This is a genomic window from Mycobacterium sp. MAA66 (assembly GCF_041261665.1).
In the GTDB taxonomy this organism is placed as follows: domain Bacteria; phylum Actinomycetota; class Actinomycetes; order Mycobacteriales; family Mycobacteriaceae; genus Mycobacterium.
Genome location: NZ_JBGCCC010000001.1, coordinates 869,849 through 894,925, shown reverse-complemented (window position 1 = coordinate 894,925; position 25,077 = coordinate 869,849). Strand labels below are relative to the sequence as shown.

Here is a 25,077-nt window from a genome sequence, read left to right as displayed (position 1 = left end):
GCTCGACAAGACCGGTGCGCCAGTGGAGGTCATCGCAGAGAGCGGCCGCTTCTCTATCGCCGTCGACGGAAAACCGGTGGGGCTCACCGCGTTTATCGAACACGGCGGCCAGCGGATCTTCTACCACACCGAAATTGATGGGGCCTACGGCGGACGCGGATTGGCCACGCTGTTGATCGAACAGGCGCTGACCATGACCCGCCGGCAGGGCAGACGCATCGTGGCGGTGTGCCCGATGGTTGTTGCCTACGTCGCAAAGCACCACGATTTCGACGACATATTGGATCCGATCACACCGGACATCAAGCAGGCGCTTCGGCAGCGTTAGGCCCGCGCTACGTCGAATGCCGTACTCGCTCCGGTGAATTCCTCCAGTTCACCGCCGGTGCGACGTACCGCCCCGTGGTGCACCAGCCGATACTGACCCTCGGCAGTGCCGGGCGGAATCCGCCACTCGACCGTGGCCACCGAGTCCGCACGTTCACCGCGGCGCCAGCGAAACACGGTGGACCAGTCGCCGTCGTCTGCGATGCGCAGCCACCGGTCGCCGTCCAGTCGTTGAACCTCGAGGTACGTGCCGCCGCGGCGCAGGTCGTTGTTCGGGTCACCGCTGACGAACTCGACGCGCACGGTTTCGCCGATGACGTAGCGGGCGCGTGGATGTTTGTGTATCGCACCAGCATTCGTCGAGTCCTCGGGCGGCACCGTCCGGATGCGGCTGCGCGGCGGGCTCATGGTTGGCCGGCCGCCGACCGGAGCCGGGCGCCCGTCGCGCATGGCCACGGCCAGCTCGGCGGCGACCTGCTGTAAGGCCGGCAGTTCCCAACGGCCGAACAGCGTGCTGCCGCCCTCGTAGCGCTGCTCCAGGTACTCCTCCGGCGTCGTCACGTAGTGGATGTAGGCATTGCTGTAGCCCACAACCAGCACGTCGGCCAGCTCGGCGCCGACGATGGCCGCGACGGTCCGCCGCAGCCGTAGTCCGGCGACAATAGTGACCTCACCCGGGATGCCGATCAGATACAACTGGCCGATGCGGATCAGCTGTACCGGCACCCGTTCTTGGACGAAGTCGGTGAGCCGATTGGTCAGGCTGGCCGGCGCGAAGATGCCCTTGGGTTCCTGCGCATCGCGTAGCGCCGGGTTGATCCGGTACGCGATCCGCGAAATACCCTCCCATAGTGGGTTATTGAGACCCTGCCGGAATCCCGGGAAGCCCTCCCCTTCGTCTGTTCCGGCCATCTGGGAGGCGGCGAACATCGGTCGGCTGGTGCGGTGCGGCTTGGCGTCCGGCGCGAATTCGGGACGCACCTCGACAGCGCCGAGATCGACGTAGGTGAACCGCGCATCAACCCGGCCATCGAGGCGAGTTCCCGTTCCGGAGAGCAGTTTTCGCGCCGCCTCATATTGCCGCGTACCGATGATGCGGGTGTTCTCGAATTCGTCATCGGTCGGGCCCTTGCCGACGTCCAGGTTGGGGCTCATGTCGCCGGCATTGGTCTGGGCGAACGCGGAGATGAAATCGGGTTGGGCGTCGGCCAGGTAATCGGCGCCTCGGTCCAGCCGTTCCCAGTGGTAGGCAGCGTAGCCCTTGTTGTCGCTCGAGATCAGCCTGTTGCGGTTGGTCATGCTGGTGCCGTGGGTGGCAAAGAAATTCACCGCGCCGACCGCCCGTCCGTCGCGCTCGATGCGCAGCAGGCTGGTCTGTGGATCGACGGCATCGGGGAAGAACGCCTTGTCGTCGGAGGGATTGCGGTCGAACGACGAACGTGAGCGGTTCACGTTCGCGTCGTGCAATTCACCGTGTATCAACGCCAATTGGGCCTCGGCGAGGTCGTCGTGCGCGTACTGCACCGCGTCGACGATCCCATCGACGATCGCCCCGAAGGTCTTCGGGTGAAAGCCGTTGGTGGTCATGTTGTACAACGTGTGCCCGCAGTAGCCGCCTGGCCCGGAATGAGTGTGAGTGACGGTGATGAGCGTGTTCTGCTCGGTATAGGTCGTCCCGAATCGACTACCGAGGCGGCGCAGCACCTCGTCGGTGACGTTCTGCATCGGCAGCGGTATCTCGGCGACGACCAAGAGAACGCGAGTGTCGCCGTCGTCGATGACGAAGGCCCGGCAGCGCTGCCGCAGATGGATTCCCGCGGTGCGCTGGTCGGCTTTGCCGTAGCCGAGCATGCTGCAAGCGGCAGGCTCACCGGTGATGTCGGAGATGCCACGGCCCACGCGGTAGGTCATCGGCTCGGTCCCTTCGCCTATGGAGATCCAACAGTTATACCCGCGGCATCGGTATCCCCATTCCACAGTGATTGGACAGCTGTCCAAATAGGCTTCCGATGATGTTGACCCCGTTTGACGACTACCCGATACACGCCTCCGCCGACCCGGTCGCGACGCCGGCGAGCGCCGACCCCAACCACTACGACCGGTACTGGTTCAACGGCCACCAGCGTGATGGTGATTTCTACTTCGGTGCGGCCATGGGGCATTACCCGGTACGTGGTGTCATCGACGCTGCGTTCAGCGTGGTCAAAGACGGCGTGGAGCATTCCGTTTTCGCCTCGGGTGCAATGCCTTTGGACCGTTCGACCACCATCGGACCATTTCGCATCGAAGTCGTCGAACCCATGCGCACGATCCGGTACATCGTCGATTCGAACGAGCACGGCATCTCCTGCGATCTGACCTTCCGGGCTACCACTGTGGCCATCGAGGAGCCGCGGCAGCAGCGTCGTACCGCCGAAGGCATCATGCTCACCGACCACACCCGACTGACCCAGTGGGGCGCCTGGGAGGGGTCGATCGCCGTCGACGGCGAGGATCTGCGGGTGCGGGCCGGTGATGTCCCGGGTACCCGGGACCGGTCGTGGGGTATCCGGCCGGTCGGCGAGCAGGTGCCGATGTTGCGGGCGCCGATGCCATTCCAGGTGTTCTGGCTCTGGGCGCCTTTGCATTTCGGAGATCGTTATGCACACTACGCCTTCCATGAACACGAGGATGGACGCCGCTGGCTCCAGACCGCACAGATCCTCGACCCGTTGCCGGCCGGTGTCTCCCCGTGCAGTCGGGTCGGCGTACGGGAGTGTTATGACCTCGGTTACGACCTCGAGTGGGAACCGGGACGTCGCGAAATCCGCCGGGCCCACTTGTGGTTCACCGACCCGGTCGACGGTGAAACGCACATCGAAGTAGAGAAGCTCTTCACTTTCCGGATGCGCGGTATCGGCTATTGGCATCCTAAATGGGGGCACGGCTCGAACCACGGACAATTCGAAACCGGCCGCGAATCGATCCGCCTCGAGGACTTCGAACCCACCGACTTCACGTCCATCCACCTACAGAACGTGGTTCGGGCCACCATGGGCAATCGCACCGGCATCGGTGTCGTCGAGCAGATCGCGATCGGGCCGCACGCGCCAACGGGCCTGACGGGGTTCACCGACGGGCATCGGGGCTGAGGCCGGCCAGCGTTTCATTGATCTATTATCTACGTATGCATGCAGATAATAGTCGACTTGCAGACGATCAGGTTGCCCTGATGGTCGAGGTGTTCCGGATGCTCGCCGATCCGACTCGCGTGCAGGTGTTGTGGGCGCTCACGGGCAGTGAGCTTTCCGTGAACGAGCTGGCCGAGCACGTCGGCAAGCCTGCGCCGTCAGTGTCGCAGCATCTGGCGAAACTGCGGATGGCGCGGTTGGTACGGACGCGTCGCGAAGCCACCACCATCTACTACAGCCTGGAGAACGAGCACGTCCGGCAGTTGGTGACCGACGCGGTGTTCAATGCTGAACACGCTGGACCGGGCATTCCCGCCCATCATCGGGGCTCACCCGTGCGGTCGGTCCAGGCGAAGCGCTAGCCATGTCGCTGTTCGGCTATCGCGACTATCGACACCTGTTCGCCGCGCAGGTCGTTGCTTTGTTCGGCACTGGATTGACCACGGTGGCGCTCGCGCTGCTCGCGTATCAGTTGGCCGGTGCGGACGCGGCCGCAGTGCTCGGTACAGCGCTGGCGATCAAGATGATCACTTACGTGACGATCGCTCCGATCGCGGCTGCCCATGTCGACCGGATGCCGCGCCGGCGCATGCTGGTCGGTCTGGATCTGATTCGGGCCGCCGTTGTCGTGATGCTGCCATTCATCGACCAGGTCTGGCAGATCTACCTACTTGTCGCGGTACTGCAGTCCGCTTCAGCCGCATTCACGCCCACGTTTCAGGCCGTCATTCCCGACGTGGTCACCGACGAGGCGGACTACACCAAGGCGTTGTCGGCTTCGCAGCTCGCGTCGACGATGGAAAGCCTGCTCAGCCCGGTCCTGGCGGCCGTGCTGCTGACCGTGATGAGCTTCCACTGGCTGTTCGTCGGAACGGTCTTCGGCTTCCTGGTGTCGGCCGGCCTGGTTGTCACCAGCCGAATCCCCGATGCCGCTCCAAGTTCGCCTGGAAGTGCTTGGGAGCGGGTGTTTTCCGGAGTCAGGATATTCGCGGCCACTCCGCGGCTGCGGGGTGTGCTGGCGCTCGATCTGGCCGTTGCCGGGTGCGGATCCATAGTCTTGGTCACCACCGTGAACTACGTACGCGACGCCCTCGGACGCACCCAAGCCGATGTGGCATGGCTGTTGGCCGCGTCGGGCACCGGCACGATGCTTGTTGCGCTGGCACTGCCACCGATCCTGGACCGGGTCGCCGAACGCACCGTCATGATGATTGGCGGCTCCGTGCTGGTCATCGGTGCGGCCGGCGCGGTCGAATTATCCACGGCCACCGGTGATTATCGCTGGGCGGCGGCACTCGGTATCTGGCTGCTGATCGGGGCGGGCATGAGCCTGGTGCTGACCCCGGTCGGCCGGGTGCTGCGTCGCTCGTCGACCGCTGCCGACCGGCCCGCGGTGTTTGCCGCGCAGTTCTCCCTGTCGCACCTCTGCTGGCTGGTCACCTATCCGATCGCGGGCTGGGGAGTGACCGTGGCCGGGTTCACCGCCACATGGTCTGTGTTGGCCGTGGCCGCCGCGGCGGGCGTGATTGTGGCGGTTCGGGTATGGCCGCGTCATGACCCCGAGATCATCACCCATACCCACGACGTCGCGACCACCGACCTGGGGCATCTCTGCGATGCCACCGAGATCGATGCGCGCCGTGTCGCGCACGACCATGTCTTCATGATCGACCGGGAACACCAACGATGGCCGGACTCGGTCAATGTGTCGACGTCGCGATGAGATCCTCGGTCAGGGCCTCGCCGGCGAGGTCGTCGAGTTCTTTGCCCTTGGTTTCCGGCCCCAGTAGGTAGCCGATGATTGTCAGCACCCAGAGGCCGGCGAGCGCCAAGTAGGGAGCTTGCAGACCGTACTCGGTGATGGCCCAGCCCACGACCGTCGGAGCTGCGATGGACACTATGCGCCCTCCGCCAACCGATACACCAAAGCCGGTGCCGCGCAGCACTGTTGGAAACAGCTCGGCGATGTAGGTATCGCCGACGCCCCAGAGCCAGCCCAGCGTGGCGATCGAGATAGCCGCATAGACCCGGTAGTCGCCCAACGAATCTGCGGTAGCTGCCAGAGTCGCCGAGACGATTTCGATCACAGCGGCCAGGATGGCCGACGGCCGTCGCCCCACCCAGTCGGCGAGCGCGGTCCCGGCATAGACGAACACGACCTGCAGCAGAAAGAACACCAGACCGTACCGGATGGCGTCGAGTCCTGAGGCGTGGAACTTCGTGACGATGTATGTGGTCAGGAACAGCGTCATGCCCCAGTACCCGACGGCATTGGCGGTGTAGATCAGCCAGCCGACGGCCAGGCGGCGCCGGACGCCGGGCAGCTGCCACAGTCGAGGTTTGGGTGTCCCCCGCTCGACCGTCTTGCGCACTGCCGTGTGCCGATGTGACTCGGTAATACCTTGTCGGACAAGGAATAGCAGTACTGCAGGAATCACGGCCACAACGAAAGCGGACTGCCAGCCGAACCGCGGAACCAGGACCAGTGCGACGCCGGCCGCCAAGACGTATCCGAGCGAGAACAGCGAGAAGATCACGCCGCCAACGCCGATGGCGCGGGTCTTGGCGGGCCAGACCTCCGCCGTGTACGGTGCCCCCACGGCCAACTCCCCCGCTCCGCCGACGCCGGTCAGGAACCGCAGCCCGGTGAACGCCGCGATGTTGGTGGTCAACCCGGCGAGCGCGGTGGTGATGCCGTACAACAGGATTGATGCACCCAGTGTGGTCTTGCGTCCCCACCGGTCAGCAGCGAGACCGAATCCGATGGTGCCGATGGTGTAACCCAGCAGAAAGATCGATCCGATGTAGCCCGCCTGGGTGTCGGTGATGTGCAGGGTCTTCTTGATCTCAGGCAGGACCAGACCGTAGATGTTGACCGCGTAGGAGTCGAAGCCGTAGCCCAATCCTGCTGTCAGAGCGACGAACAACGCCTGGCGGAAGGTCGGCTGTCCGGCCGTGGGCACAAGCGATCGGACGCTCTCGATCCTCGTCATTGCGCCACGGTATGGGTGGGCTGGGAATGGTGGTAGGGCCATAATCTGCCTGATTGCAATCCGACGGTCTAAAACGGTGGTGGATCGTGGTGGTCGGGTGGGTGTGCCGCACTGATGATGTGGTCCCGACTGCCGCGCCCGTCGGGTTTTGTCTCTGATGCACTGGGCTTGTCGTGGTGCGTGGTGGCTAGTTCTTGTTCGTTGAGTGTGCGTTCGTTGGCGATGCGGGCGGCGCGGTCGTGGGCGCGGGTGCGGCGGCGTTGGGGCATCATGATGCCCCGGCCCGGCCCGGTGGTGCTGTCAGGTGCGGTCGGGGGTGGCAGTGGTGTGTCGAAGTTCGTGTCCGGGAACAGAATGCGTGACCCGGGCATGCTGCGGTAGGTATGTCCGGTGGGTGTAGTCCATACGACGGTGCCGTCAGGTTCTTGTCGGTCCCGCCAACCACCAGGTCCGCCGTAGAACGTTTTGAGTAGGTGGTGTTTTCGGCATTTGGGGCTGAGGTTGCCCGGATGGGTGGGCCCGGCGGGCCAGGCGATGGTGTGGTCGATGTCGCAGTGCACTGCTGGTGCGGTGCAGCCGGGGAAGCTGCAGCTCAGGTGGCGCATCCGCACGAAGTCGGCCATCGCCGCGCTCGGTCGGTAGCGGTCGATGCTGCCCAGATCGTCGGCGCGGGCCAGGTGGCGTAGTTTGGCGCCGCGCGCAAGTAGGTCGGCGAGCATGGTCGGTGGGATCACCTGCCCGTCCTGGAGGTATCCGACCGGTGGACGTGGCCCGGCAATAGTGCGCGCCGGGTTCGCCGGTGGCGCGGGCCTGGCCGGCGCAGGTGCCGGATCGGCTGCGGGTTCGGCCACCACGAGGGCCGACGCCGCGATAGGTGTGTGCAGTTGCCGGTCCAGCTTCGGCGCCGGGACGGTATCGGTGAGTACGTGAATGATCACCGCCGCGGCCGGGGCATCGGGGGTGGCGGCGGCCGGGCAGTGCGGTTGTGCGCACCGGCAGGCCAGACGGGAACCCCGCACGGCCAGCACCCCGACCGCATCGGCGCGACGTTGCCCCAGGGTGCGGGGATCAGCGGCACACACCGTGAGCGCGATCTCGGTGATCGCCCGCTCAAACAGCGCGCCGTCGGTGGCCAACAGTGCACCCCAGATCGATACCGTCCCGGTTTCATCATCGGGCTTACCGAATTCGATGCTCCGGTTACGCGCCGCCGAGCGGGTCCGGATCACTGCGACCGGATCGAACTTGTGCACCCAGCCATCGATCACCCGGGCCAGCGCCTCCTTCGACAACACACCCCATTGGGTCATCGCCCCGGCCACCGCCGCATCCAACACCGCCAGCACGTCGGGATCGGTGACCAGGCGGGTACGCCAGGTGATCATCGCCACCACCGGCACCGACACACCGCCGGCAGCCAACACCGCCGCCACCCTGGGCAACCGGGTCCGCAACGCGATACCGATACTCATCTGCCCGGACGCTTCCCGGCGTCCGATGGTCAACACCGCTCCGATCTCAGCGGCCGCCACATCCCAACCATCACAAGCCCACAGTGCCCGGCCGTCCTCATCGTCACACCGGCGCGCCACCAGTTCAGCGATCGCCGCTAGTCGGCCCGCCGCGGCTTCGGCTTCCACCCGCGCATAACCCGCGATCCGGTCGATCAGGGCCGAATCATCAACCCCGACAAACAAACCCGGTGATAAATCGAACATGCATTCGATAGTATCCGAGTCTGTCGGCAGTTCCAGTGGAAATTCCGGGTCTGTGGATAACCTGACTTGACGGCGGTATGCCTACTCCCCTCGTCGCGCTTACCGTATGGTTATCGATAGCCCGGAGCTGTCGAGGAAGGTCGAGTAGTTGCAATTCTGGTCTGGCACAGCATTTTTGGATACTGCCATGGCACTGCCCCTCGCTCGCATGTTGGACGACAACGGGTTCCATGGCGTGATCAGTGCCGATCACATGATCTATCCGCGCGAATTGCACTCGCTCTATCCGTCCGCCACGGGAACCGTCCCGTGGCAGCCGGAGACCTCTTGGCCGGATTCGTGGGTGTTGATCGGCGCGATGGCCGCCGTGACCCGCAGCCTCAAGTTCACCAACGCGATCTATGTCGGTCCATCCCGGCCCTTGATCCAGGTGGCCAAACAGGTCGCGACTGCGGCGGTCTTGTCCAACGATCGAGTGATCCTCAGCCTCGGTGCGGGCTGGATGAAAGAGGAATTCGACTTGATGGGCCAGGATTTCACCAACCGGGGCAAACGATTGGATGAAATGATCCTGGCGTTGCGGGCGCTGTGGCAGGGCGGCTGGGTGTCCTGGTCGGGTGAGCATTACCAGGTGCCCGAGCTCATGCTGGAGCCCCATCCGGTGGTGCCGGTTCCCATCATGTCCGGCGGCGAAACAGAGGTCGCACTACGCCGCGCGGCCCGTCTGTGCGACGGCTGGGTAGGCACCGCCTACACCCTCGAGCAGGCCCGGCCGTACGTCGAAACGTTGACGAAGCTGCGCCATGAATACGGCCGCGGCGCTGAGCCGTTCGACATCATGGTCGCACTCCTGGAGCCGCAGACGATCGATACTTACCAACGGGCTGAGGACATGGGTATCACGCAGGTGATGTGTGCGCCTTGGTTCGGCACTCCTCTGCCCGCGGACGCAGAACTATCTGAAACAGAGCGATTCCGCCGGCACATCGAGAATTTCGCGGACGCCGTCATTGCCGGCATGAACTAGCCGAGCCGGGCGGCCGTTGCGGCGAGCGCCTCGCGGCACCCATCCCACATGTCGCTGACGATTTCACTGGCCGGCCGGAGATCGGCGATCCGGCCGGCGACCTGTCCGGTGTTGGCAACGCTGGCTTCCATATCGCCGTCAAAGTACAAGCGCTGCACGGTTTCCAGTGCACCGGCGGCAGGCGTACCGGCGGTGTCGTGTCGTTCGGCAGCCGGGGTGCGGATGACGCGCATCATCCGACGCCCGCCAAGCGGCAGCATGACCGTCGAGGTTTCATCGGCGTCAACCACGGCCTGTTTGAAATTGGCATGCACCGGAGAGTCGGCGCAGGCCAGAAAACGCGTACCCATCTGTACGCCTTCGGCGCCAAGGACGAATGCTGCCGCCATCGATCGGGCGTCGCAGATACCGCCGGCCGCGACGATCGGCACGTCGACGTGCGCTGCGATCAGCGGTAGCAACACCATGGTGGAGGCGCCGAAACGGTTCTTGAACCCGCCGCCTTCCACGCCTTCGACGACCAGGCCGTCCACCCCGGCATCGACGGCCTTCTTGGCATCGGCCAGGGTGCCGACCACATGGAACACCGTGATGTTCGCGTCGTGCAGGCGGTCGACGAACAGGCCCGCGTCGCCGGCCGAGGTGGTGACGAAGCTGATCTGGTTGTCCACCAGGATCTCCACCATGGCCGGATCGCGGTTGAACAGCAGTGCGATGTTGGCGCCCACCGGATTGCTGGTGAGCTCCCGTACCCGACGTAGGTCGGCACGCCCCTGATCCGACGTCGTCTCGATGATGCCCAGGCCTCCGGCGTTGGAGACGGCAGCCGCCAGTTGTGCACCCGCGATGAATGTCATCGGCGCCTGGATGATCGGGATCTGGGCGCCAGTGAGCGCGCATACGCGATTGGGATGGGCAGTCACGCTCTGACCGTATCAGCGGCCTATTGCCCCAGTAGCGGAACCGGTTTCGCGTCGATGCGCAACACTGTGCAGATGGCCGACGGCATTGATGAGGTAGACCTCGCGCTGCTCGACGGCGTGCACGTCAACCCGAGGGCCGGCTTCGACGAGCTCGGCAAGGCACTGGGTATCTCCGGAGCGACAGCAGCGCGTAGATGGCGTCGTCTGGTCGAGACGGGTTGCGCCTGGGTGTCCTCCGCGCCGGGGCCAGCTCTGCCGGTGGTTGGCGCGCTGCTGGAGGCCGAGTGTGCACCCGGGGCTGCGCAAACGGTGGCAGACCAATGGGCCGCAGTCCCCCATGCGTTCAGCGTTCACATCACGACGGGTCAGTACAACGTGTACACGCTGATCGTCGCGGCCGATCCGCACGCCTTGGCTCAGCTGGTCATCGACGTGTTACCGACCGTCGCCGGTATCCGCGCGGTACGCGCATCGGGAATGACGCGTCCGTTCAACGGAGTCTCGTGGCGGCTGGGGGCAATGAGTGCCCAACAAGCCAGTGAAGTAAGACCGCCGCAGCTGGCTCCGGCACGCCATACATTCGACGACACTGACCGCGAGCTTTACCTGACCCTGCAGCACGACGGCAGACTCACCTACCGAGAGCTGGCGGTACGCCTCGGATGTTCGGAAGCTTCGGCGCGACGGAAGCTCAATGTGTTGATGCAATCCGAGCTACTGACGTTCCGTGCGGATTTCGCGCGAGCCGAAGCGGGCTGGCCCACCAACGTGATCCTCGAGCTGCGGCTGAATCCCGGTACCGATGCGGCCGAGGCCGGCCGAACGATGGCCGGCTGGCCGGAGACCCGAGTTTGCGTCTCGGTATTCGGTGGTGCCGCACAGTTGTTCGTCACGGTTCAGGTACATCGGCTGGATGCGCTGGCGGGATTTATCGCCAGACTGCAGCAGGTTGGTGCCAGCGTCTTGAGTTCCAGGGTCTTGCTACGGCAGGTCAAATCATTCGGGCGACTAATCGACGACGACGGCCGCGCCGGCGGCGTGGTGCCGGTGGACCCCTGGGCGCCTGTCGATCCTGACGGCTTCCGGCACCGAAGCGCCGAATTCTGACGGTTTCTTTCACTTCAGTGATGTCGGGACGGGTGGCCGTCAGGCTCTGAAACATGAGTTCTTCGACTGACACTGCACTTGATCCCGTTGCCGCGCTGGATGACCTGCTTGCCGAGGTCGGCTTGTCCAGCGCAGACGCAGGGGGCGCGGTCACCTTCGCCGGCAGTGATCCGATCGTGCCCGCCAGGCATCGCCTGGGCGCCAGCATCGGCATTCCGATGATGGGCAACGCGGTCGCCGCCGCCGCGATGCTGCGCCGCCGGGGTGGTCCAGGGCAGGACCTGCACCTCGATTTGCGGCAGGCGGTTCACCACATCACCCCGCATGCCTTTTGGCATCCGACGGTCGCCGGGGACTTGCCGTCGTTCGCGTTGGCGTTGGACAACCCGTTCCTGTTGTTGCCCTACCGAACTCGCGACGAACGTACGGTGATGGCGTCCGGCGTGTATCCACATCTGGCGGCCGCGTGGTGCCGATTCCTCGATGTGCCACCTGATCCAGAAACGGTCTCGACCGCGTTCTTGCGTTGGGATGCTTTTGAATTGGAGGAGGCAGCCAACAACGCGGGCCTGCCGCTCTGCGTGGCGCGGACGCCGCAGGAGTGGCTGGCACATCCCCACGGCGCGCTGCTGGCGGCCGGACCCGTAATCGAACTGACCCGCATCGGCGACGCCCCGCCGCATCAGTTCGGGCCGGCTCGACGGGCGTTCGACGGAGTTCGGGTGCTGTCCTTCACTCACGCCGTTGCCGGGCCGACCGTCGGGCGAACGTTGGCGGAACACGGCGCCGATGTGTTATGCGCAACGCGCCCAAATGATTTCGAACACGATTTCATCTACGTCGAGGCCAACATCGGTTCTCGTAGCGCCAACCTGGACCTCACCAAGGACAACGGCCGAACGAATGTCGACCGCCTGCTGTCCGACGCCCACGTGGTGGTCAACAACCACCGCGGATCGAAGTTGGAAAGGCTCGGCCTCGACCCGCATCAGTTGGCCGAGCATCATCCCGGTCTGGTGCATGTCTCGGTCACCTGCTACGGCTCGACCGGGCCATGGGCACTGCGAGGCGGATTCGACATGAACGGGTCGGCCGCGTCAGGGCTGATGAGCATCGAAGGCGGCAACGGTCATCCGAAGCTGCCGCCGACCGGGATGTACAACGACTTCATCACCGGCTACATGGGGGCACTCGGTGCGGCCGCCGGGTTGATCAAACAGACCACCGAGGGTGGCAGTTGGCATGTCGCCGTGAACCTCACCCGAACCGCCATGTGGTATCAGACGCTGGGCTTGGTGGACCCCGCCCAAGCCGGCGCCACCGAAGAAACAAGCCTGCGTGAGCCGGCCGCCTACGACGCTGCCACGCCGCTGGGAGATGTCCATATGCTTGCGCCCCCAGTGACTTTCAGCCACACTCCTGGGCATTGGCGCGATCCGATCTTGGTACCGCGTGGCTCGAGTCGTCCGGAATGGATCAGCCTGCGCGGTGGGTGCTGAGGTGACTGCTCAGTTCGACGGCGGCGCCGGGTCGAGCATGACGACGTGATCGCCCTGCCACTGATAGCGAACACTGTCGACAGCAGCGGGCGCGCACGCGTCGCAAACACCCGGGGTCTTGTAGTCCAGGACCACGGTGTCATCGGTGGTACGCCCCGAATTGAAGAACGTGAAGCCGTAAGCCTCCGACGTTGCCGTACCGAGGTATTCACCCTTGTGGAACATCAGCGCGGTGTCCGGAGAACTGGCAGTGGCGCCTTGGACGCTGACGATGGCGGTCGACAAGGTTGCGCACGGATCGAAATTGCCGGCGACATAACCTGTGCTCCATTGCCATCCGGTTCCCGGGTATGGCGGGAGCGTGGCGACAGCGGAGGTGATCTGCGGCGCATGAAGATCGACTCCACAACTACCAGGTGCCGAATGTGCAGTCGCGGCCACGGGCGTCACGGTTATGACCGCCGCCAGCATTCCGGCGCCGACTGTCGGTCCGATACGTAACATGTCCGGGCTCCCGTCATCCTTGTCGTTCTATCGAGTGCACCAGATCGATCGCGGCACCCAATGTGGCCACCCGTTCCTCCAGCGTCTCACCGGCCGGATAAATCCGGACGGTATCGACGCCAGCATCGGCCCAGACCTGCAGCCGCTCACGCACCATGTCTTTGGTGCCGATCAGTGTGGTGGCCAGGATCATCTCGTCCGTGATCAGCGCAGCTGCGCCGTCTCGGTCGCCGGACTGCCAGCGGTCGATGACCTTCGCTGCGACCTCGGCCCAACCCTGCCTGCTATAGGCCTGGTTGTAGAAATTCGTTGACGCAGAGCCCATTCCGCCGAGGCTGAACGCCAGCTCGGACTTACGGTTGTCGATCAGCGTCTTGAGATGCGCGTCATCGGTCGCGAACGCGACCTCGGCGCCCTGGCAGATGTCCAAGTCGCGGCGGTCGCGGCCGGAGCGGGCCAGGCCGTCGTCGAGATGAGTGAAGTAGGCGTCGTCAGCACCTTCGGGTACAAAGCTGGTACCCAGCCAACCATCGGCGAGCTCACCGGTCAGACGCAGCATGGCCGGGGTCAGGCTGGCGATGTACAGCGGGATGCGGTGTTCGGCGCGGATCGATAGCCGCATCGGCTTGGCATCGGCCGTGGGAATGTGAAACTGCTTGCCGCTGAACGAGATCTTATCGCCGGCGATCGCTTGCCGGATGATGTCGACGGTCTCGCGCATGCGGGTGAGCGGCTTGTCGAACGGCTGACCGTGCAGGCCCTGGATGACCTGAGGTCCGGAGGCGCCCAGACCGAGCAGGAACCGCCCCTGCGACAGATTCGACAACGTGATGGCCGCCTGCGCGACGGCCACCGGCGTGCGGGTGGACAGCTGGATTATGCCTGAGCCCAACAGCATCCGATCGGTGCAAGCGACGTAGAAGCCGAGCGCCGACGGGGCGTCCGACCCCCACGCCTCGGCGACCCAACAGATGTCCAGGCCCATCCGCTCGGCTTCGGAGATGAAAACCTTTTGGTAATCCCAGGTTCCGATACTGGCCGCCTCGACGGTGATGGCTGCCCGCATCAGCTTTCGGCCCTGCGCTTGATGTGCTCGAGCGTGGCCAACATGCCGGATTCGAATTCGCGCAGCCGGTTGAAAACGATCTTCTCTTCCTTTTCCGGCATCGCCGCGATCGCGATCGACAAACCCGATGGTGCCGGGCCCATTTGGGCCGACTGGCTCAGCCGGCTTCCGTTGCCTTCGGCGGCGAGTCGAAACCCCCAGGTGGCGGTCGGATGGCCGGCGTCGCCGACGGCCCACGCGATGGCTTGCTGAGGCTCGTATTCGACGATCTCGCAGACCGTCGACCATTCGCCGAGCGCCGGGTGCTGGTTGTAGCCGGTGAATCGCGCTCCCACACAGGGCGTGTGGCAACCGTCGGCCCACTCCACGCGTTGCAGTTCATCGCTGCTCTCGGCAATGACGGTGATGTCGGAAGCCAGTTCCCACACGCGTTGTGGCGGCGCGTCGATCCAGGTGGAGACCTCGACCGTGGGGTTGTCGGCGTAAACCGCCCCGGTCCATTCCATGATGCATCTCGCTTTCGGTAATTGATCAGTGCGGTGTTGCGGCGAACAGGGATCGGGCAGCCACGAGGATCTTGAGCTCACCGGCGACCACTTCAAGGGGTTGCATGCTGGCCTGCGCGCGGCACATGGTGACCGCACCCTCGATGGCAGCCAGCGACACCGTGGCCAACCGGTTGGCGATATCGCTTGGTAGCCCGTCGCTTTCGAAGCAGTTGGAAAGCAGGCCGTGCCAGGTCAGAAATATCTGCTCGGCATGCTTGGCCAGGGCCGAGTCGCGTGGAGTGCTGACCGCGATGGATACCGCCGGGCAGCTCGCAGCAAAATCATTGCTGACCAACAGTTTTCGCCAGAATGACACGAACGCGTCGAGTACCTGGATCGGTCCGCCGCCGGATGCTCGGGTGATCAGCGCGGCGATCGCGTCACCGCTCAGTTGTGCGGCCTCATCGAGAATCTGGGCGCGGCCACCCGGAAAGTGGTGGTAGATCGAGCCGCGCGGGGCACCGCTGCGGGCCAGTAGGTCATCCAGTGTCACGCCGTCGGTGCCACGTTCGCGCAGCAGTTCGACTGCCGCCAGCACCATCGCCTGACGAGTGTCGGTCGGCATTGGCGGTCTCCTTCGGCGGCATCGGCGAACAGGTGGACCTGATTATGAGAACTTTCATAATAACGAGTCAAGTGGGTCGGTTCAGACTGCTTGGACAAGGAGCCGAATCGATATCGTGTGGCGACGTGTATGAGAGAGCTCATAAGCCGGAGCGCGCCGACTACTTGAGCGGGCCGGCCTTGGTCGCCAACCACCACCCCAGCGCCAGCAGCGACAGCTGAATCACCAAGCCTGCCAACGGAGCCCAAAATGCGGTCCTCTTGCGTGCCAGCTGGATGAAGCCGACCAGTGACAGCGCGACGGCAGCGATGTTGCCGGCCAACACTGTCCACAGTGCCCGCCAGATCCAGCCCGGATCACCGCAGTCCTGATAGGCGCAAGGATCGGTCGACATGGCAATCGCGAAGATGGACAGCCAGGAGACAACGGCGCCGCCGACCTGCAGCAGTGCCAGGACGATGACCGCAATCCAATCGGCGAGATACGCCGAGCGGTTCGACCGTGCCTGCTCCAACGGCCGGGCCAGGCCGGCGTCGGCCGTCAGATCGGATCCTTCTGGACTGTCCACAGCAACCCCTGTGTTCCCCCGCAGAACCACGCTTGCTGTGAGTCTGCCAGAGCAGGACTGCCTAGTCAGCTAGCTTTTGGACCTGCCTCCGGCCGGCGCCAGCTGCCGTTCCAGCGCGCCACGGATCTCCCTGCGCAACATCGGATGCGACAGGTGCAGGCGGTGGTCGGATCCGGCCGCAAAGAAGTCGATCAGATGATGCGAGCGCGATCGTTGCCACACCGTGTAGACGCCGAAGGCCGCGACCGCCTGGGCCAGCTCGACGCTCTGCCAGACCTTGAGTTCGTCGCCGACGATCCCGATGCCCATGACCAGCGCGAGGACGCCGAATGCGGTGCGAAGTCCACTCGCTTCGATGACCGTCGTCAGACGCTCCCCGATCAGGCTGCCGATCACCGCGGCGGCAGTCACCATTGCGGCCAGTCTCCAGTCGATGTGTTCACCGTCCAGGCGCCCGGCCAGCGCCGCGAAACAATGCATCGCGATGACCGCCAAGGAGGTGCCCACGGCCACCGAGATCGCCATGCCGCAGACCAGTGTCAGTGCGGCAACCAGCAAGAACCCGCCCCCGGCGCCGGTCAGCCCGCTGACCATGCCCACCACGAAACCGAGCACTGCCGCCTTGCCCATCGGAAGGTTGAAGTCCTCGGCGGTGGCTGCATGTTCGGCGCGATCACGCAGCAGCGCCACAGCCGAGGTGATCATGATGCCGGCGAAGGCGATCATGGTGAACCGCACCGGTATGTGCGCGGCGAGGCGGCCGCCGAAGTACGCGCCGACCATGCCCGTGGCCCCCAACAGCAGGGCCGGACGCCACTGCACCCGGCCCGCCTTCGCGTGCGCGACGGCACCAACGGCGCTGGTGACACCGACAACCACCAATGATGTGGTGATGGCATTTCGGGCGCCGAGCCCGGCCACGAAGGTCAGCATCGGCACTGTCAGGGTTGAACCACCACCGCCGAGTAGACCCAGCAGGATGCCGATCACCGCTGACAGTGCGACGCTCACCGCGATCACGCTGTTCACTTCTCCCACAATGCCGACGTCCGGCGAGGACGACCACCGTGTTGTCCGCAAAATGCACTAGCGGTTATCCGCACACTTGGAGCCCGCTAGAGAGTGCCGTCCAGATAAGCGTCGCGGCAGGCACGGCGAGCCAGCTTGCCGCTGGTCGTCCGTGGGATGCCACCGGCTGCCAGCAGCCGTACCTCGGACACCGGGACCCCGTGCTGTTGTCGAACAAGTTCCCGAATCGCGTCGATTGCCTGTTGCGGGTCGCTGCGGGCAGTGCCCGACGCCCGCTCGGCAACGACGACCAGTCGCTCGTCATCACCGTTCGGCACGGTGAACGCCGTCACGTAGCCGCGACGTACCAGCGGTGAAGCGGTCGCCACCGTCGTCTCGATGTCCTGTGGGTAGTGGTCGCACCCGCCGATGGTGATCCGATCGGCCAGACGTCCCGTCACGTACAGTTCGCCGTCCAGATAGAAGCCCATGTCCCCGGTGCGCAACCAGCGGCCGTCGGGCGCAGAGCCCTCGGCGTGGCTGCGTTCGGTCAGCGTGGACCGTAGCCGGGCATCGAACTGTGCCTGGGTCTGCACCGGCATGTTCCAGTACCCGCGGCCGATGTTGTTGCCCTGCAGCCAGATTTCCCCGATGTGTCCGTCGGGCAGCTCGGACCCGGTCGACGGATCCACCATCACCGCCCACAGGCTGCGCGCGGGCTGGCCACATGCCACCTGTGCCACCGCGCCGGGCGAATCCTCGGCGACCGGGAACGCTCGACCGGCCGCGAGTTGCTCGCGGTCGAAGTAGCGCACGGTCGGCTCGGCGTCGGGCGCGATGTTCGAGACGAACAGTGTCGCTTCGCCGATTCCGTAGGACGGCTTGAAGGCGGTCTTGGGTAGTCCGTAGGGCTCGAAGACCTCGTTGAAGGTATTGATCGCGTCGATGCTGACCGGCTCGGAGCCGATGATCATGACGACGTTGCGCAGGTCGATGTCATCCCCGGATTTCGGTGCCCCGCGCTGTGCAGCCCATTCGTAGGCGAAGTTCGGCGCGGCCGTCACCACCCGGCCCTGCTTCGAGCCTTCGGACAGTGCCTGGATCCAGCGCTCCGGTCTGCGGATGAACGCGGTCGGTGACAACAGTGTGGAGTGTCCGCCGTAGACGGTGGGAAAGCCGATCATCGACAGCCCCATGTCGTGGTACAGCGGCAGCCAGCTCACGCCGTGGGTGTTCCGGTCCAGCATGTCGATGGACAGGATCATCTGAATCAGGTTGGTGCCCACCGCTTTATGAGTGATCTCGACCCCGACCGGCGGCCGCGTGGCGCCTGAGGTGTACTGCAGATGCGAGATGTCGTCGACATCGAGGTGGACCGGGACGAACGAATCGCCTGCAGCGTCCGGTATTTCGTCGACGACAACGAGTTCAGGCCTGCCCAGATCCGGATGGCCGTCGAGGAACTCTCGGACTGCTGAGTGGGCAGATGCCGTCGTCAGCACCGCGGTCGGCCGGGAATCGCGCAGCGCCGTGCCCAGTCGTTCAGCGTGCCCGGGCAATTCGGGCGCGAACAGCGGTACCGCGATGGCACCGGACTTGATGGCCGCGAAGAACCCGGCGATGTAGTCCAGTCCCTGCGGCGCCAGGATCGCGACGCGGTCACCGCGGGAGGTGATCGATTGGACGGCCGCGGCAATGGCGGTCACCCGACTACCGAGCTGAGCCCAGGTGAGTTCGAGAACCTGTCCGGTCGGCGCGCGCGAGTAGTCCACGTACCGGTAGGCCACGGTGTCCGGCACGTTGGCGACATTGCGGTCGATCAACGAAATCAGCGTTGTGCCCGGCGGCAGCATCACCTGTCCGGCTGTGTCGAAGCATTCCTCGATTCGGATGAGGCCGGGCGGGACAGCCGAACGTGGTGCCATGAATACAACATATGCGCGCCACGGAGCTGTCGGTCGGCCCGCGCGACGACATTTCGCAGCAGAAGATGTGGGGTGTGACACACGGATTGCTGACGATCCCGAAGGGTCACCGGCGGGCCCATTCTTCGGCGAGCAGCTCGTACGAGCGCACCCGATCGTTGTGGTCGTGAGTGATCGTGGTGACGATCAACTCGTCGGCTTCGGTGGCGTCGCGCAACCGCTCCAACTGGTCGGCCACCTGCGAAGCGGACCCGACGAACTGGGTGTCTACGCGATCGGAGACGAGTTCGCGATCAGCACAGCTCCAGGTGTGGCGGCGCGCTTCGGCTGGGGTCGGAAACGGGATGGCGCCTTCGGCGGTGCGGATGCTGCGCACCCACAGGCCGTATCCGGTGGCCAGTTCGCGGGCGGTGGATGCGTCCTCGGCGACGACGACATCAGCCGAGACCGCGACGTGGGGCCGGTCGAGTTCGGCCGATGGTTCGAACGCGGCGCGGTAGGCCTCGGTTGCTTCCAGTACCGCCGACGGTGCGACGTGATAGTTGCCGGCGAAGCGTAGCCCCCTGCTGCCGGCGACCTCGGCGCTCTCGCCTCCGCTGCTGCCCAGAATCCAGACTTGCAACTGCGCGCCTGCCCCGGGCGCGACGTGCGCCGTCACTCCGTCGGCATTGCGATAGGTACCCGCGAGCAACGCGAGGATGTCGTCGACCTGCTCGGTGTAGTTCTGCGACTGGGCGCCCGGTTGCTGGAGCAGTGCCTGGTGCAACGCAAAGCGGGGTGACTTCGGAACCGGTGTCAGATCGAACTTCTCCGGTATCAGCAGTCCGTTCGCGGTACGCCCGTTGGTCGCCGCTCGCGACAGCGTGGCAGCGGGCACGGGTAGCTTCGGCTCGCGCGGCTTGCCGCCGGACCGACCCAGACCCAGATCGAACCGGCCGGGGTACAGCGCATCGAGTAACCCGAACTCCTCCACTGCGGACAGCGCGGTGCGGTGCCCCATCTGCACCGCGCCCGAACCGAGCCGGATCGTGGAGGTTTCGGCAGCGGTCAGCGCGAGCAGTACCGCCGGTGAGGTACCGGCCACACCGGGATTGAGGTGATGTTCGGCGAACCAGTAGCGCGCATAGCCCAGGGCTTCTGCGCGCCTGGCGAGGTCGATGCTGTTGCGGAGTGCTTGCGGCGCAGAGGAACCCGACGAGATCGGAACGAGGTCGAGCACTGTCAGTGGCGTCGTCATGGCTCTTACGACGCCACTTCGGTGGAGGAAGTCGAGCCGGTGGATGGCTGAGGTAGCTGTGCCAGGCCCAGGTGGTCGCGCAGCGTGACGCCCGTGTAGTCGGTGCGGAACGTGCCACGTTCCTGTAGCAGCGGCACCACCCGGTCGACAAAGGGATCGAGCCCGCCGGGTGTGATGTGCGGGACGAGGATGAATCCGTCACTGGCATCGGCCTGCACGAAGTCGTTGATCGTGGTGGCGATCGTCTGCGGCGACCCGATGAACGACTGCCGGCCAGTGACTTCGACGATCAGCTCACGGGTGCTGAGATTCTGCGCCTCGGCTCTGGCCCTCCATTCGGCGGCGATCGTGAGCGGGTCGCGGAACATGCGCACACTGGCCCGGCCGCGTGAGATCGTGTTCTCCCCCACCACCGGATCCACGGTCGGCAGCGGCCCGTCCGGATCATGGTCGGAAAGGTCTCGATTCCAGAGCTGTTCGAGGAAGTTGATCGCCGTCTGCGGAGATACCTGGGCAAGCCGGACCTGGTGCGCGATCTCGGCGGCCTCCTTGTCGGTGTCGCCGATGACGAATGTGGCGGCCGGAAGGATGAGCAACTCGTCATGGCGCCGCCCATACCGCCCCAGCCTGCCCTTGACGTCGGTGTAGAACGCTTGCCCCGCCTCCAGCGTGCTGTGCCTGGAGAAGATCGCATCCGCGGCGGATGCGGCGAATTCCCGACCCTCCTCCGAATCGCCCGCCTGGAAGATCACCGGGCGGCCTTGAGGGCTGCGCGGCACGTTGAACCGGCCGTGGATGTCGAAGTGGGAATCCTTGTGCGCGAATGAACCGGCATTGCGATCGGACAGGAACACACCGCCGGCCTTGTCCGCCACGATCTCATCGCCGCGCCACGAGTCGAAAAGCTCCAGTGCCGTCTGCAAAAATGTCTTGGCCCGCGCGTACCGCTGGTCCTCCGCCAGGAATCCGCCACGGCGAAAGTTCTCTCCGGTGAACGCATCCCATGACGTCACGACGTTCCAGGCAGCGCGGCCCCCGGAGAGATGATCCAGCGAGGCGAACTGCCGGGCCACCTCGTAGGGTTCGTTGAATGTCGAATTGATGGTGCCGGTCAGCCCCAGCCGATCTGTCACTGCGGCCAGCGCGGCCAAAACGGTGAAGGTATCCGGCCGGCCCACGACGTCGAGGTCGTAGATCTGGCTGTTCTGTTCGCGGAGCCGCAACCCTTCGGCAAGGAACAGGAAATCGAACTTCCCGCGTTCTGCGGTCTGGGCGAAGTGCGCAAATGAGCTGAACTCGATATGGCTGCCGGCAGCCGGATCACTCCACACGGTGGTGTTGTTGACCCCGGGAAAGTGTGCTGCCAGGTGAATCTGCTTGATTGACTTACCCATTGGCTGCTCCTCGGATTCTGCAAGTGGTGATGGATCAGGCGACCGCGTAACGGTTGTCCGGACGCGGCAACCCGAGCAGTCCGCGAAGCGTGGCGGCTCGGTAGCCGGCGTGGAACAATCCCCGGCGACGCAATTCGGGCACCAGCTGCTGGGTGATCTGGAGCAGGTCGTGCGGCAGCGCCGCCGGCCGCAGCCGAAAGCCCGTCAACCCGGCGCCGTGCCACTCCTGCAGCAGGTCGGCCAACTGAGCTGGCGTGCCGACGAAAATATTTGCGTCGCTGCGGTACTCGGAACCAGCGGCATCGTCGAGGCGGCGCCGACGGGCCTGAGCCGCCAACTCGCTGTCGTCGAGAAACACCACCAAATCGCCGAATATGTGCAGCGTCTCGGCCCCCCGGCCCACGGCCTGTTGTAGCGCGCGGATCTCACCGACGATGTCTGCCGCGTCTTCGGCGTCGTGCGGGGTCACGAACCCGACGTCGGTGCTCCCGGCGATCAACTCATAGGACGCCCCGCCGTGGCCGAGCGCTGCCACGACCGGCTGGCCCTGTGGTGGCCGTGGCGTGATGGAGGGCCCCTTCACCGAAAACCACTGACCTTCGAAGTCGATGTAGTGCAGCTTGTCCCGGTCGATGAAACGACCGGTACCGGCGTCTCGGATCTCGGCGTCGTCCTCCCAGCTGTCCCACAAACGGCGCAGCACCTCGACGTAATCGACAGTCTCGGTGAAGTATTCGTTGATCTGCCGTTGGACCACCGGGTCCGCGCGCGCATCGACCGATAGACGTGCCGGTTCACGCCGGCCGAAATGAGCCGCCACATCCGGGCGCACCGCGATCTGCACGCGGACGCCGGCTCGCCCAGCACTCACGTAGTCCAGGGTGGCGATCGACTTCGACACGTGGAACGGCTCGGTGTGGGTGATCACCGCCGTCGGCACCAGTCCGATCCGCTGGGTGCGTGGTGCGATCCGGGCGGCGATGAGGACGGCATCGAGCCGACCGCGGACCCGATCGGTTCGATCATCGGGCTCGAAGGGATCGTCGGACTGCACGGCCAATGAGTCCTCGATGGTCACGAAGTCCAATGAGCCACGTTCGGCCTCAACGATCAGATCAGTCCAGTAGTCGGCGCCGAACAGGTCTGCGGGTCGGGCGTCGGCTTCCCGCCAGGCACCGGGGTGCCATCCGGCGCCCTCCAGCGCCACGGCCAGATGGAATCGGCTCGACGAATCAGGCATCACGGGACCTGCCTTCCTGACGGGATGCCACCACTCTGCCGAGCCGTGCGGCGATCACGCCGGCTGCGACACCGTCATTGCCGATGAGGGGAATAACCGGGCGGTCGCCTGGCAAGTTCAGGCCGACCGGCACCTACCGGTTGCGCCCGACTCGAGAGGCCGAGCAAGGACGGCTTGCCGGTGCCGCCCCGGACCCTGACGGCGGGTGCCCAGCCGCAGTCAAAAGGCCTTGGCTTCAACGTCTTTGACGCCGGAATCTCGGTCGATGGTGCATGCTGGCGCAGCGGCCGGTCGCGCTGCGGCCGGCCGAGTGGAGTAATTGGAGCGTGGCTTCCAGCGCCCGCTATCGGTCGTCAGCGCCTAGTGCGACACGCTGCGGAGCTCCTGAAATCATCGGGATTGCAAACCCGGCCCGGGCCTGCGGGTGCGGCAGACATTTCGACCTAGCGAACGCCGCGGACCAGTCGGCCCGGGCGGGCGCCGGTGTCCACGCCATGGCGGCGGGTCACGGTGCCGCTGACGATCGTCGCGTCGTACCCACTTGCGCCCTGCACCAACCGCTTTCCACCGGCGGGCAGGTCGTGCACCATCTTCGGGGCATGCAGCGTCAGCGCGTTCAGATCGATCACGTTCACGTCGGCCTTCTTGCCCACGCTGATCACGCCGCGGTCGGACATGCCGTAGAGCTGCGCGGTGTCGTGCGACTGCTTGCGGATCACGTACTCCAACGGCAGCTTCGCGCCGCGATGGCGGTCCCGTGCCCAGTGCGTCAGCAGGAAGGTCGGATACGAGGCGTCGCAGATCATGCTGCAGTGCGCGCCGCCATCGGACAGTCCGAGGACGCCCGCCGGGTGGGTCAGCATTTCGCGAATGGCGTCGTGGTTGCCGTCGGAATAATTGAACATCGGGTACATCAGCATGGCGCCGGCCGGGGACCCATCGCTGGCCTCGAGCATCAGGTCGTACATCGCAGCCAGCGGATCCATCCCCCGCCGCTCGGCGATCGCCGCAACGGTGCGCTCGACGGTCGGCTCGTAATCAGGCGGATCCCCGATGTGGTACAGGCGATTTGCCGCATTCTGCGCCAGCATGAACATGCCGTCGAAGAGCTTGGTCGGGTCGATCGGCAGGTCTTCCTCGGCCAGGATGGCCGCGCGCACCGCGGGCTCGGCCAGTTTCTCGGCGAGCTCTTCGCGGGTACATTCGGCGGCCAGTCGGCGGTAGGTCGGGCGATGGGTGAAGGCATGGTGGCCTGGGAAACCCAGCAGCATGCCGAACGGGCGGGCGGCAACTTGTGGGAACAGCCGGCTGCCGGCCTGGTGGGCGGCTGCCGAGAGGTCCAATTGTTCGCGCCACAAGTTGGGGTCGGCGTCGACTTGGATCAACGCGAAGCTCAGTGCGCAGTCGATCTCCTCGCCCAGGCGGCGCATCCACTCGAGTTCTGTCTTCGGTGCAACGATGTCCTCACCGGCGGCGCCCTGCGGCGCCAGTTCGAACACCGCTGCCCCGCCGGCGGCGGTGGCCCGGCCCAGGGCGAAGAGCTCGTCTTCGGCGGCGAACGTGCCGGGCACGGGTTCGCCGTCCATAGCCCGGTGCGCCAGCGTCCGTGATGACGAAAAGCCAAGGGCACCAGCCTCGATGGCTTCTTGGACCAGCTTGGCCATGGCCTTGATGTCCTCGGGGTCGGCGGGCTCGTTGCGGGCGCCGCGCTCCCCCATCGCGTAGGCGCGGACCGCGCCGTGGGCGATCTGGGTGCCCATGTCGACCGCTAGCTCCCGGCGGCTGATCACCTCGAGATATTCGCCGAACGATTCCCACCCCCAGGTGATGCCCTCGGTCAAGGCGGTACCCGGGATGTCTTCGACGCCTTCCATCAGGCGGATCAGCCACTCTTCCTGGCCGGGTCGTACCGGGGCGAAGCCCACCCCGCAGTTGCCGGCGACGACGGTCGTCACGCCATGGTTGCTGGAGGGCTCCAAGACGCTGTCCCAGCTGACCTGGCCATCGTAGTGGGTGTGGATGTCGACGAAGCCCGGAGCGACTATTCGTCCTGTGGCATCGATGGTTTCGGCAGCCTCGCCGGCGAGTGTCGGATCTTCGGCGCCGCGGCGGTGTACTGCGACGATCTTGCCGTCTTTGATGGCCACGTCCGCGGTGAACCGGTCGGCGCCGGTGCCGTCCACAACAGTGCCGCCGGTGATTTTCAGATCGAACACCATCTGCTCCCTTACGCTTGCGTCAGCGGCGCCAATGTAACA

At 65.2% G+C, this 25,077-nt stretch carries 22 protein-coding genes; 7 read left to right on the top strand and 15 right to left on the bottom strand.

Annotated features, from left to right (window positions below):
- The first annotated feature begins 22 nt into the window (after positions 1-22).
- Entirely contained in the window at positions 23-328 is a 306-nt protein-coding gene (locus tag ABIA30_RS04335; protein WP_370063325.1) for a GNAT family N-acetyltransferase, read from the top strand.
- On the opposite strand, the gene ABIA30_RS04330 is transcribed toward ABIA30_RS04335, so the two are convergent.
- A complete protein-coding gene (locus ABIA30_RS04330) occupies positions 325-2,238 on the bottom strand; it encodes a neutral/alkaline non-lysosomal ceramidase N-terminal domain-containing protein (RefSeq protein WP_370062397.1) in 1,914 nt (637 codons plus the stop codon). The genes ABIA30_RS04335 and ABIA30_RS04330 overlap by 4 nt on opposite strands.
- 101 nt (positions 2,239-2,339) lie before the next feature.
- Between ABIA30_RS04330 and ABIA30_RS04325 the strand changes: the two genes are divergently transcribed.
- The 3 genes from ABIA30_RS04325 to ABIA30_RS04315 are packed head-to-tail and all read left to right on the top strand — an operon-like array spanning position 2,340 to position 5,220.
- A complete protein-coding gene (locus tag ABIA30_RS04325) occupies positions 2,340-3,458 on the top strand; it encodes a hypothetical protein (RefSeq protein ID WP_370062395.1) in 1,119 nt (372 codons plus the stop codon).
- A gap of 35 nt (positions 3,459-3,493) precedes the next feature.
- The gene (locus ABIA30_RS04320) at positions 3,494-3,859 is read left to right on the top strand and encodes an ArsR/SmtB family transcription factor (RefSeq protein WP_370062393.1); all 366 of its coding nucleotides are present in this window, start codon (positions 3,494-3,496) and stop codon (positions 3,857-3,859) included.
- A gap of 2 nt (positions 3,860-3,861) precedes the next feature.
- Entirely contained in the window at positions 3,862-5,220 is a 1,359-nt protein-coding gene (locus tag ABIA30_RS04315; RefSeq protein WP_370062391.1) for an MFS transporter, read from the top strand.
- On the opposite strand, the gene ABIA30_RS04310 is transcribed toward ABIA30_RS04315, so the two are convergent.
- Both ABIA30_RS04310 and ABIA30_RS04305 read right to left on the bottom strand, forming a co-directional pair.
- Complete coding sequence (locus ABIA30_RS04310; protein ID WP_370062389.1) at positions 5,198-6,490, bottom strand: MFS transporter; 1,293 nt, start codon at positions 6,488-6,490, stop codon at positions 5,198-5,200. The two genes, ABIA30_RS04315 and ABIA30_RS04310, sit on opposite strands and share 23 nt — an antisense overlap.
- Positions 6,491-6,558: 68 nt before the next feature.
- Positions 6,559-8,208, bottom strand: a complete 1,650-nt coding sequence (locus ABIA30_RS04305; protein WP_370062387.1) for a DUF222 domain-containing protein — start codon at positions 8,206-8,208, stop codon at positions 6,559-6,561.
- Between the two features lie 148 nt (positions 8,209-8,356).
- Here ABIA30_RS04305 and ABIA30_RS04300 point away from each other — a divergent pair, with 148 nt between their 5' ends.
- Entirely contained in the window at positions 8,357-9,235 is an 879-nt protein-coding gene (locus tag ABIA30_RS04300; protein WP_370062385.1) for a TIGR03619 family F420-dependent LLM class oxidoreductase, read from the top strand.
- Here the strand turns inward: ABIA30_RS04300 and ABIA30_RS04295 are convergent.
- Positions 9,232-10,158 (bottom strand): NAD(P)H-dependent flavin oxidoreductase, encoded by a 927-nt coding sequence (locus tag ABIA30_RS04295; protein WP_370062383.1) that lies wholly within the window; start codon positions 10,156-10,158, stop codon positions 9,232-9,234. The genes ABIA30_RS04300 and ABIA30_RS04295 overlap by 4 nt on opposite strands.
- A gap of 72 nt (positions 10,159-10,230) precedes the next feature.
- On the opposite strand from ABIA30_RS04295, the gene ABIA30_RS04290 reads away from it, so the two are divergent.
- Positions 10,231-11,265 (top strand): Lrp/AsnC family transcriptional regulator, encoded by a 1,035-nt coding sequence (locus tag ABIA30_RS04290; protein ID WP_370062381.1) that lies wholly within the window; start codon positions 10,231-10,233, stop codon positions 11,263-11,265.
- A 53-nt stretch (positions 11,266-11,318) separates the two neighbouring features.
- Positions 11,319-12,764, top strand: coding sequence for a CoA transferase (locus ABIA30_RS04285; protein WP_370062379.1), 1,446 nt, complete (start codon positions 11,319-11,321; stop codon positions 12,762-12,764).
- A 9-nt stretch (positions 12,765-12,773) separates the two neighbouring features.
- Here ABIA30_RS04285 and ABIA30_RS04280 read toward each other — a convergent pair whose 3' ends face one another.
- The 11 genes from ABIA30_RS04280 to ABIA30_RS04230 all read right to left on the bottom strand — a co-directional run bounded on the left by ABIA30_RS04280 (position 12,774) and on the right by ABIA30_RS04230 (position 25,035).
- Entirely contained in the window at positions 12,774-13,268 is a 495-nt protein-coding gene (locus ABIA30_RS04280; RefSeq protein WP_370062377.1) for an LppP/LprE family lipoprotein, read from the bottom strand.
- Positions 13,269-13,281: 13 nt separating this feature from the next.
- Entirely contained in the window at positions 13,282-14,334 is a 1,053-nt protein-coding gene (locus ABIA30_RS04275) for an LLM class flavin-dependent oxidoreductase (RefSeq protein ID WP_370062375.1), read from the bottom strand.
- On the bottom strand, positions 14,334-14,840 hold the full coding sequence (locus ABIA30_RS04270; RefSeq protein WP_370062373.1) for an SRPBCC family protein: 507 nt from the start codon (positions 14,838-14,840) through the stop codon (positions 14,334-14,336). Before ABIA30_RS04270 ends, ABIA30_RS04275 begins: the two co-directional genes overlap by 1 nt.
- A 25-nt stretch (positions 14,841-14,865) precedes the next feature.
- Positions 14,866-15,447, bottom strand: a complete 582-nt coding sequence (locus tag ABIA30_RS04265; protein WP_370062371.1) for a TetR/AcrR family transcriptional regulator — start codon at positions 15,445-15,447, stop codon at positions 14,866-14,868.
- Positions 15,448-15,607: 160 nt separating this feature from the next.
- A complete protein-coding gene (locus ABIA30_RS04260) occupies positions 15,608-16,015 on the bottom strand; it encodes a hypothetical protein (RefSeq protein ID WP_370062369.1) in 408 nt (135 codons plus the stop codon).
- Between the two features lie 69 nt (positions 16,016-16,084).
- Positions 16,085-17,044, bottom strand: a complete 960-nt coding sequence (locus tag ABIA30_RS04255; protein ID WP_370062367.1) for a sulfite exporter TauE/SafE family protein — start codon at positions 17,042-17,044, stop codon at positions 16,085-16,087.
- Between the two features lie 86 nt (positions 17,045-17,130).
- Entirely contained in the window at positions 17,131-18,948 is a 1,818-nt protein-coding gene (locus ABIA30_RS04250) for a fatty acyl-AMP ligase (RefSeq protein WP_370062365.1), read from the bottom strand.
- Positions 18,949-19,054: 106 nt separating this feature from the next.
- Entirely contained in the window at positions 19,055-20,185 is a 1,131-nt protein-coding gene (locus ABIA30_RS04245; protein WP_370062364.1) for an LLM class flavin-dependent oxidoreductase, read from the bottom strand.
- Positions 20,186-20,190: 5 nt separating this feature from the next.
- The gene (locus ABIA30_RS04240) at positions 20,191-21,579 is read right to left on the bottom strand and encodes an NtaA/DmoA family FMN-dependent monooxygenase (RefSeq protein ID WP_370062362.1); all 1,389 of its coding nucleotides are present in this window, start codon (positions 21,577-21,579) and stop codon (positions 20,191-20,193) included.
- A 34-nt stretch (positions 21,580-21,613) separates the two neighbouring features.
- Positions 21,614-22,819 carry an LLM class flavin-dependent oxidoreductase gene (locus ABIA30_RS04235; protein WP_370062360.1) on the bottom strand — a complete coding sequence of 402 codons (1,206 nt, stop codon included), beginning with the start codon at positions 22,817-22,819 and terminating at the stop codon, positions 21,614-21,616.
- A 443-nt stretch (positions 22,820-23,262) separates the two neighbouring features.
- Complete coding sequence (locus ABIA30_RS04230) at positions 23,263-25,035, bottom strand: amidohydrolase family protein (protein WP_370062358.1); 1,773 nt, start codon at positions 25,033-25,035, stop codon at positions 23,263-23,265.
- Positions 25,036-25,077 lie beyond the last annotated feature (42 nt).

Coding starts and splice junctions, on each gene's coding strand:
- ABIA30_RS04320 (WP_370062393.1), top strand. CDS start 3,494: ATGCATGCAGATAATAGTCGACTTGCAGACGATCAGGTTGCCCTGATG.
- ABIA30_RS04315 (WP_370062391.1), top strand. CDS start 3,862: ATGTCGCTGTTCGGCTATCGCGACTATCGACACCTGTTCGCCGCGCAG.
- ABIA30_RS04250 (WP_370062365.1), bottom strand. CDS start 18,948: ATGGCACCACGTTCGGCTGTCCCGCCCGGCCTCATCCGAATCGAGGAA.
- ABIA30_RS04275 (WP_370062375.1), bottom strand. CDS start 14,334: ATGCGGGCAGCCATCACCGTCGAGGCGGCCAGTATCGGAACCTGGGAT.
- ABIA30_RS04305 (WP_370062387.1), bottom strand. CDS start 8,208: ATGTTCGATTTATCACCGGGTTTGTTTGTCGGGGTTGATGATTCGGCC.
- ABIA30_RS04280 (WP_370062377.1), bottom strand. CDS start 13,268: ATGTTACGTATCGGACCGACAGTCGGCGCCGGAATGCTGGCGGCGGTC.
- ABIA30_RS04270 (WP_370062373.1), bottom strand. CDS start 14,840: ATGGAATGGACCGGGGCGGTTTACGCCGACAACCCCACGGTCGAGGTC.
- ABIA30_RS04330 (WP_370062397.1), bottom strand. CDS start 2,238: ATGACCTACCGCGTGGGCCGTGGCATCTCCGACATCACCGGTGAGCCT.
- ABIA30_RS04325 (WP_370062395.1), top strand. CDS start 2,340: ATGTTGACCCCGTTTGACGACTACCCGATACACGCCTCCGCCGACCCG.
- ABIA30_RS04290 (WP_370062381.1), top strand. CDS start 10,231: ATGGCCGACGGCATTGATGAGGTAGACCTCGCGCTGCTCGACGGCGTG.
- ABIA30_RS04235 (WP_370062360.1), bottom strand. CDS start 22,819: ATGCCTGATTCGTCGAGCCGATTCCATCTGGCCGTGGCGCTGGAGGGC.
- ABIA30_RS04245 (WP_370062364.1), bottom strand. CDS start 20,185: ATGACGACGCCACTGACAGTGCTCGACCTCGTTCCGATCTCGTCGGGT.
- ABIA30_RS04265 (WP_370062371.1), bottom strand. CDS start 15,447: ATGCCGACCGACACTCGTCAGGCGATGGTGCTGGCGGCAGTCGAACTG.
- ABIA30_RS04240 (WP_370062362.1), bottom strand. CDS start 21,579: ATGGGTAAGTCAATCAAGCAGATTCACCTGGCAGCACACTTTCCCGGG.
- ABIA30_RS04285 (WP_370062379.1), top strand. CDS start 11,319: ATGAGTTCTTCGACTGACACTGCACTTGATCCCGTTGCCGCGCTGGAT.
- ABIA30_RS04310 (WP_370062389.1), bottom strand. CDS start 6,490: ATGACGAGGATCGAGAGCGTCCGATCGCTTGTGCCCACGGCCGGACAG.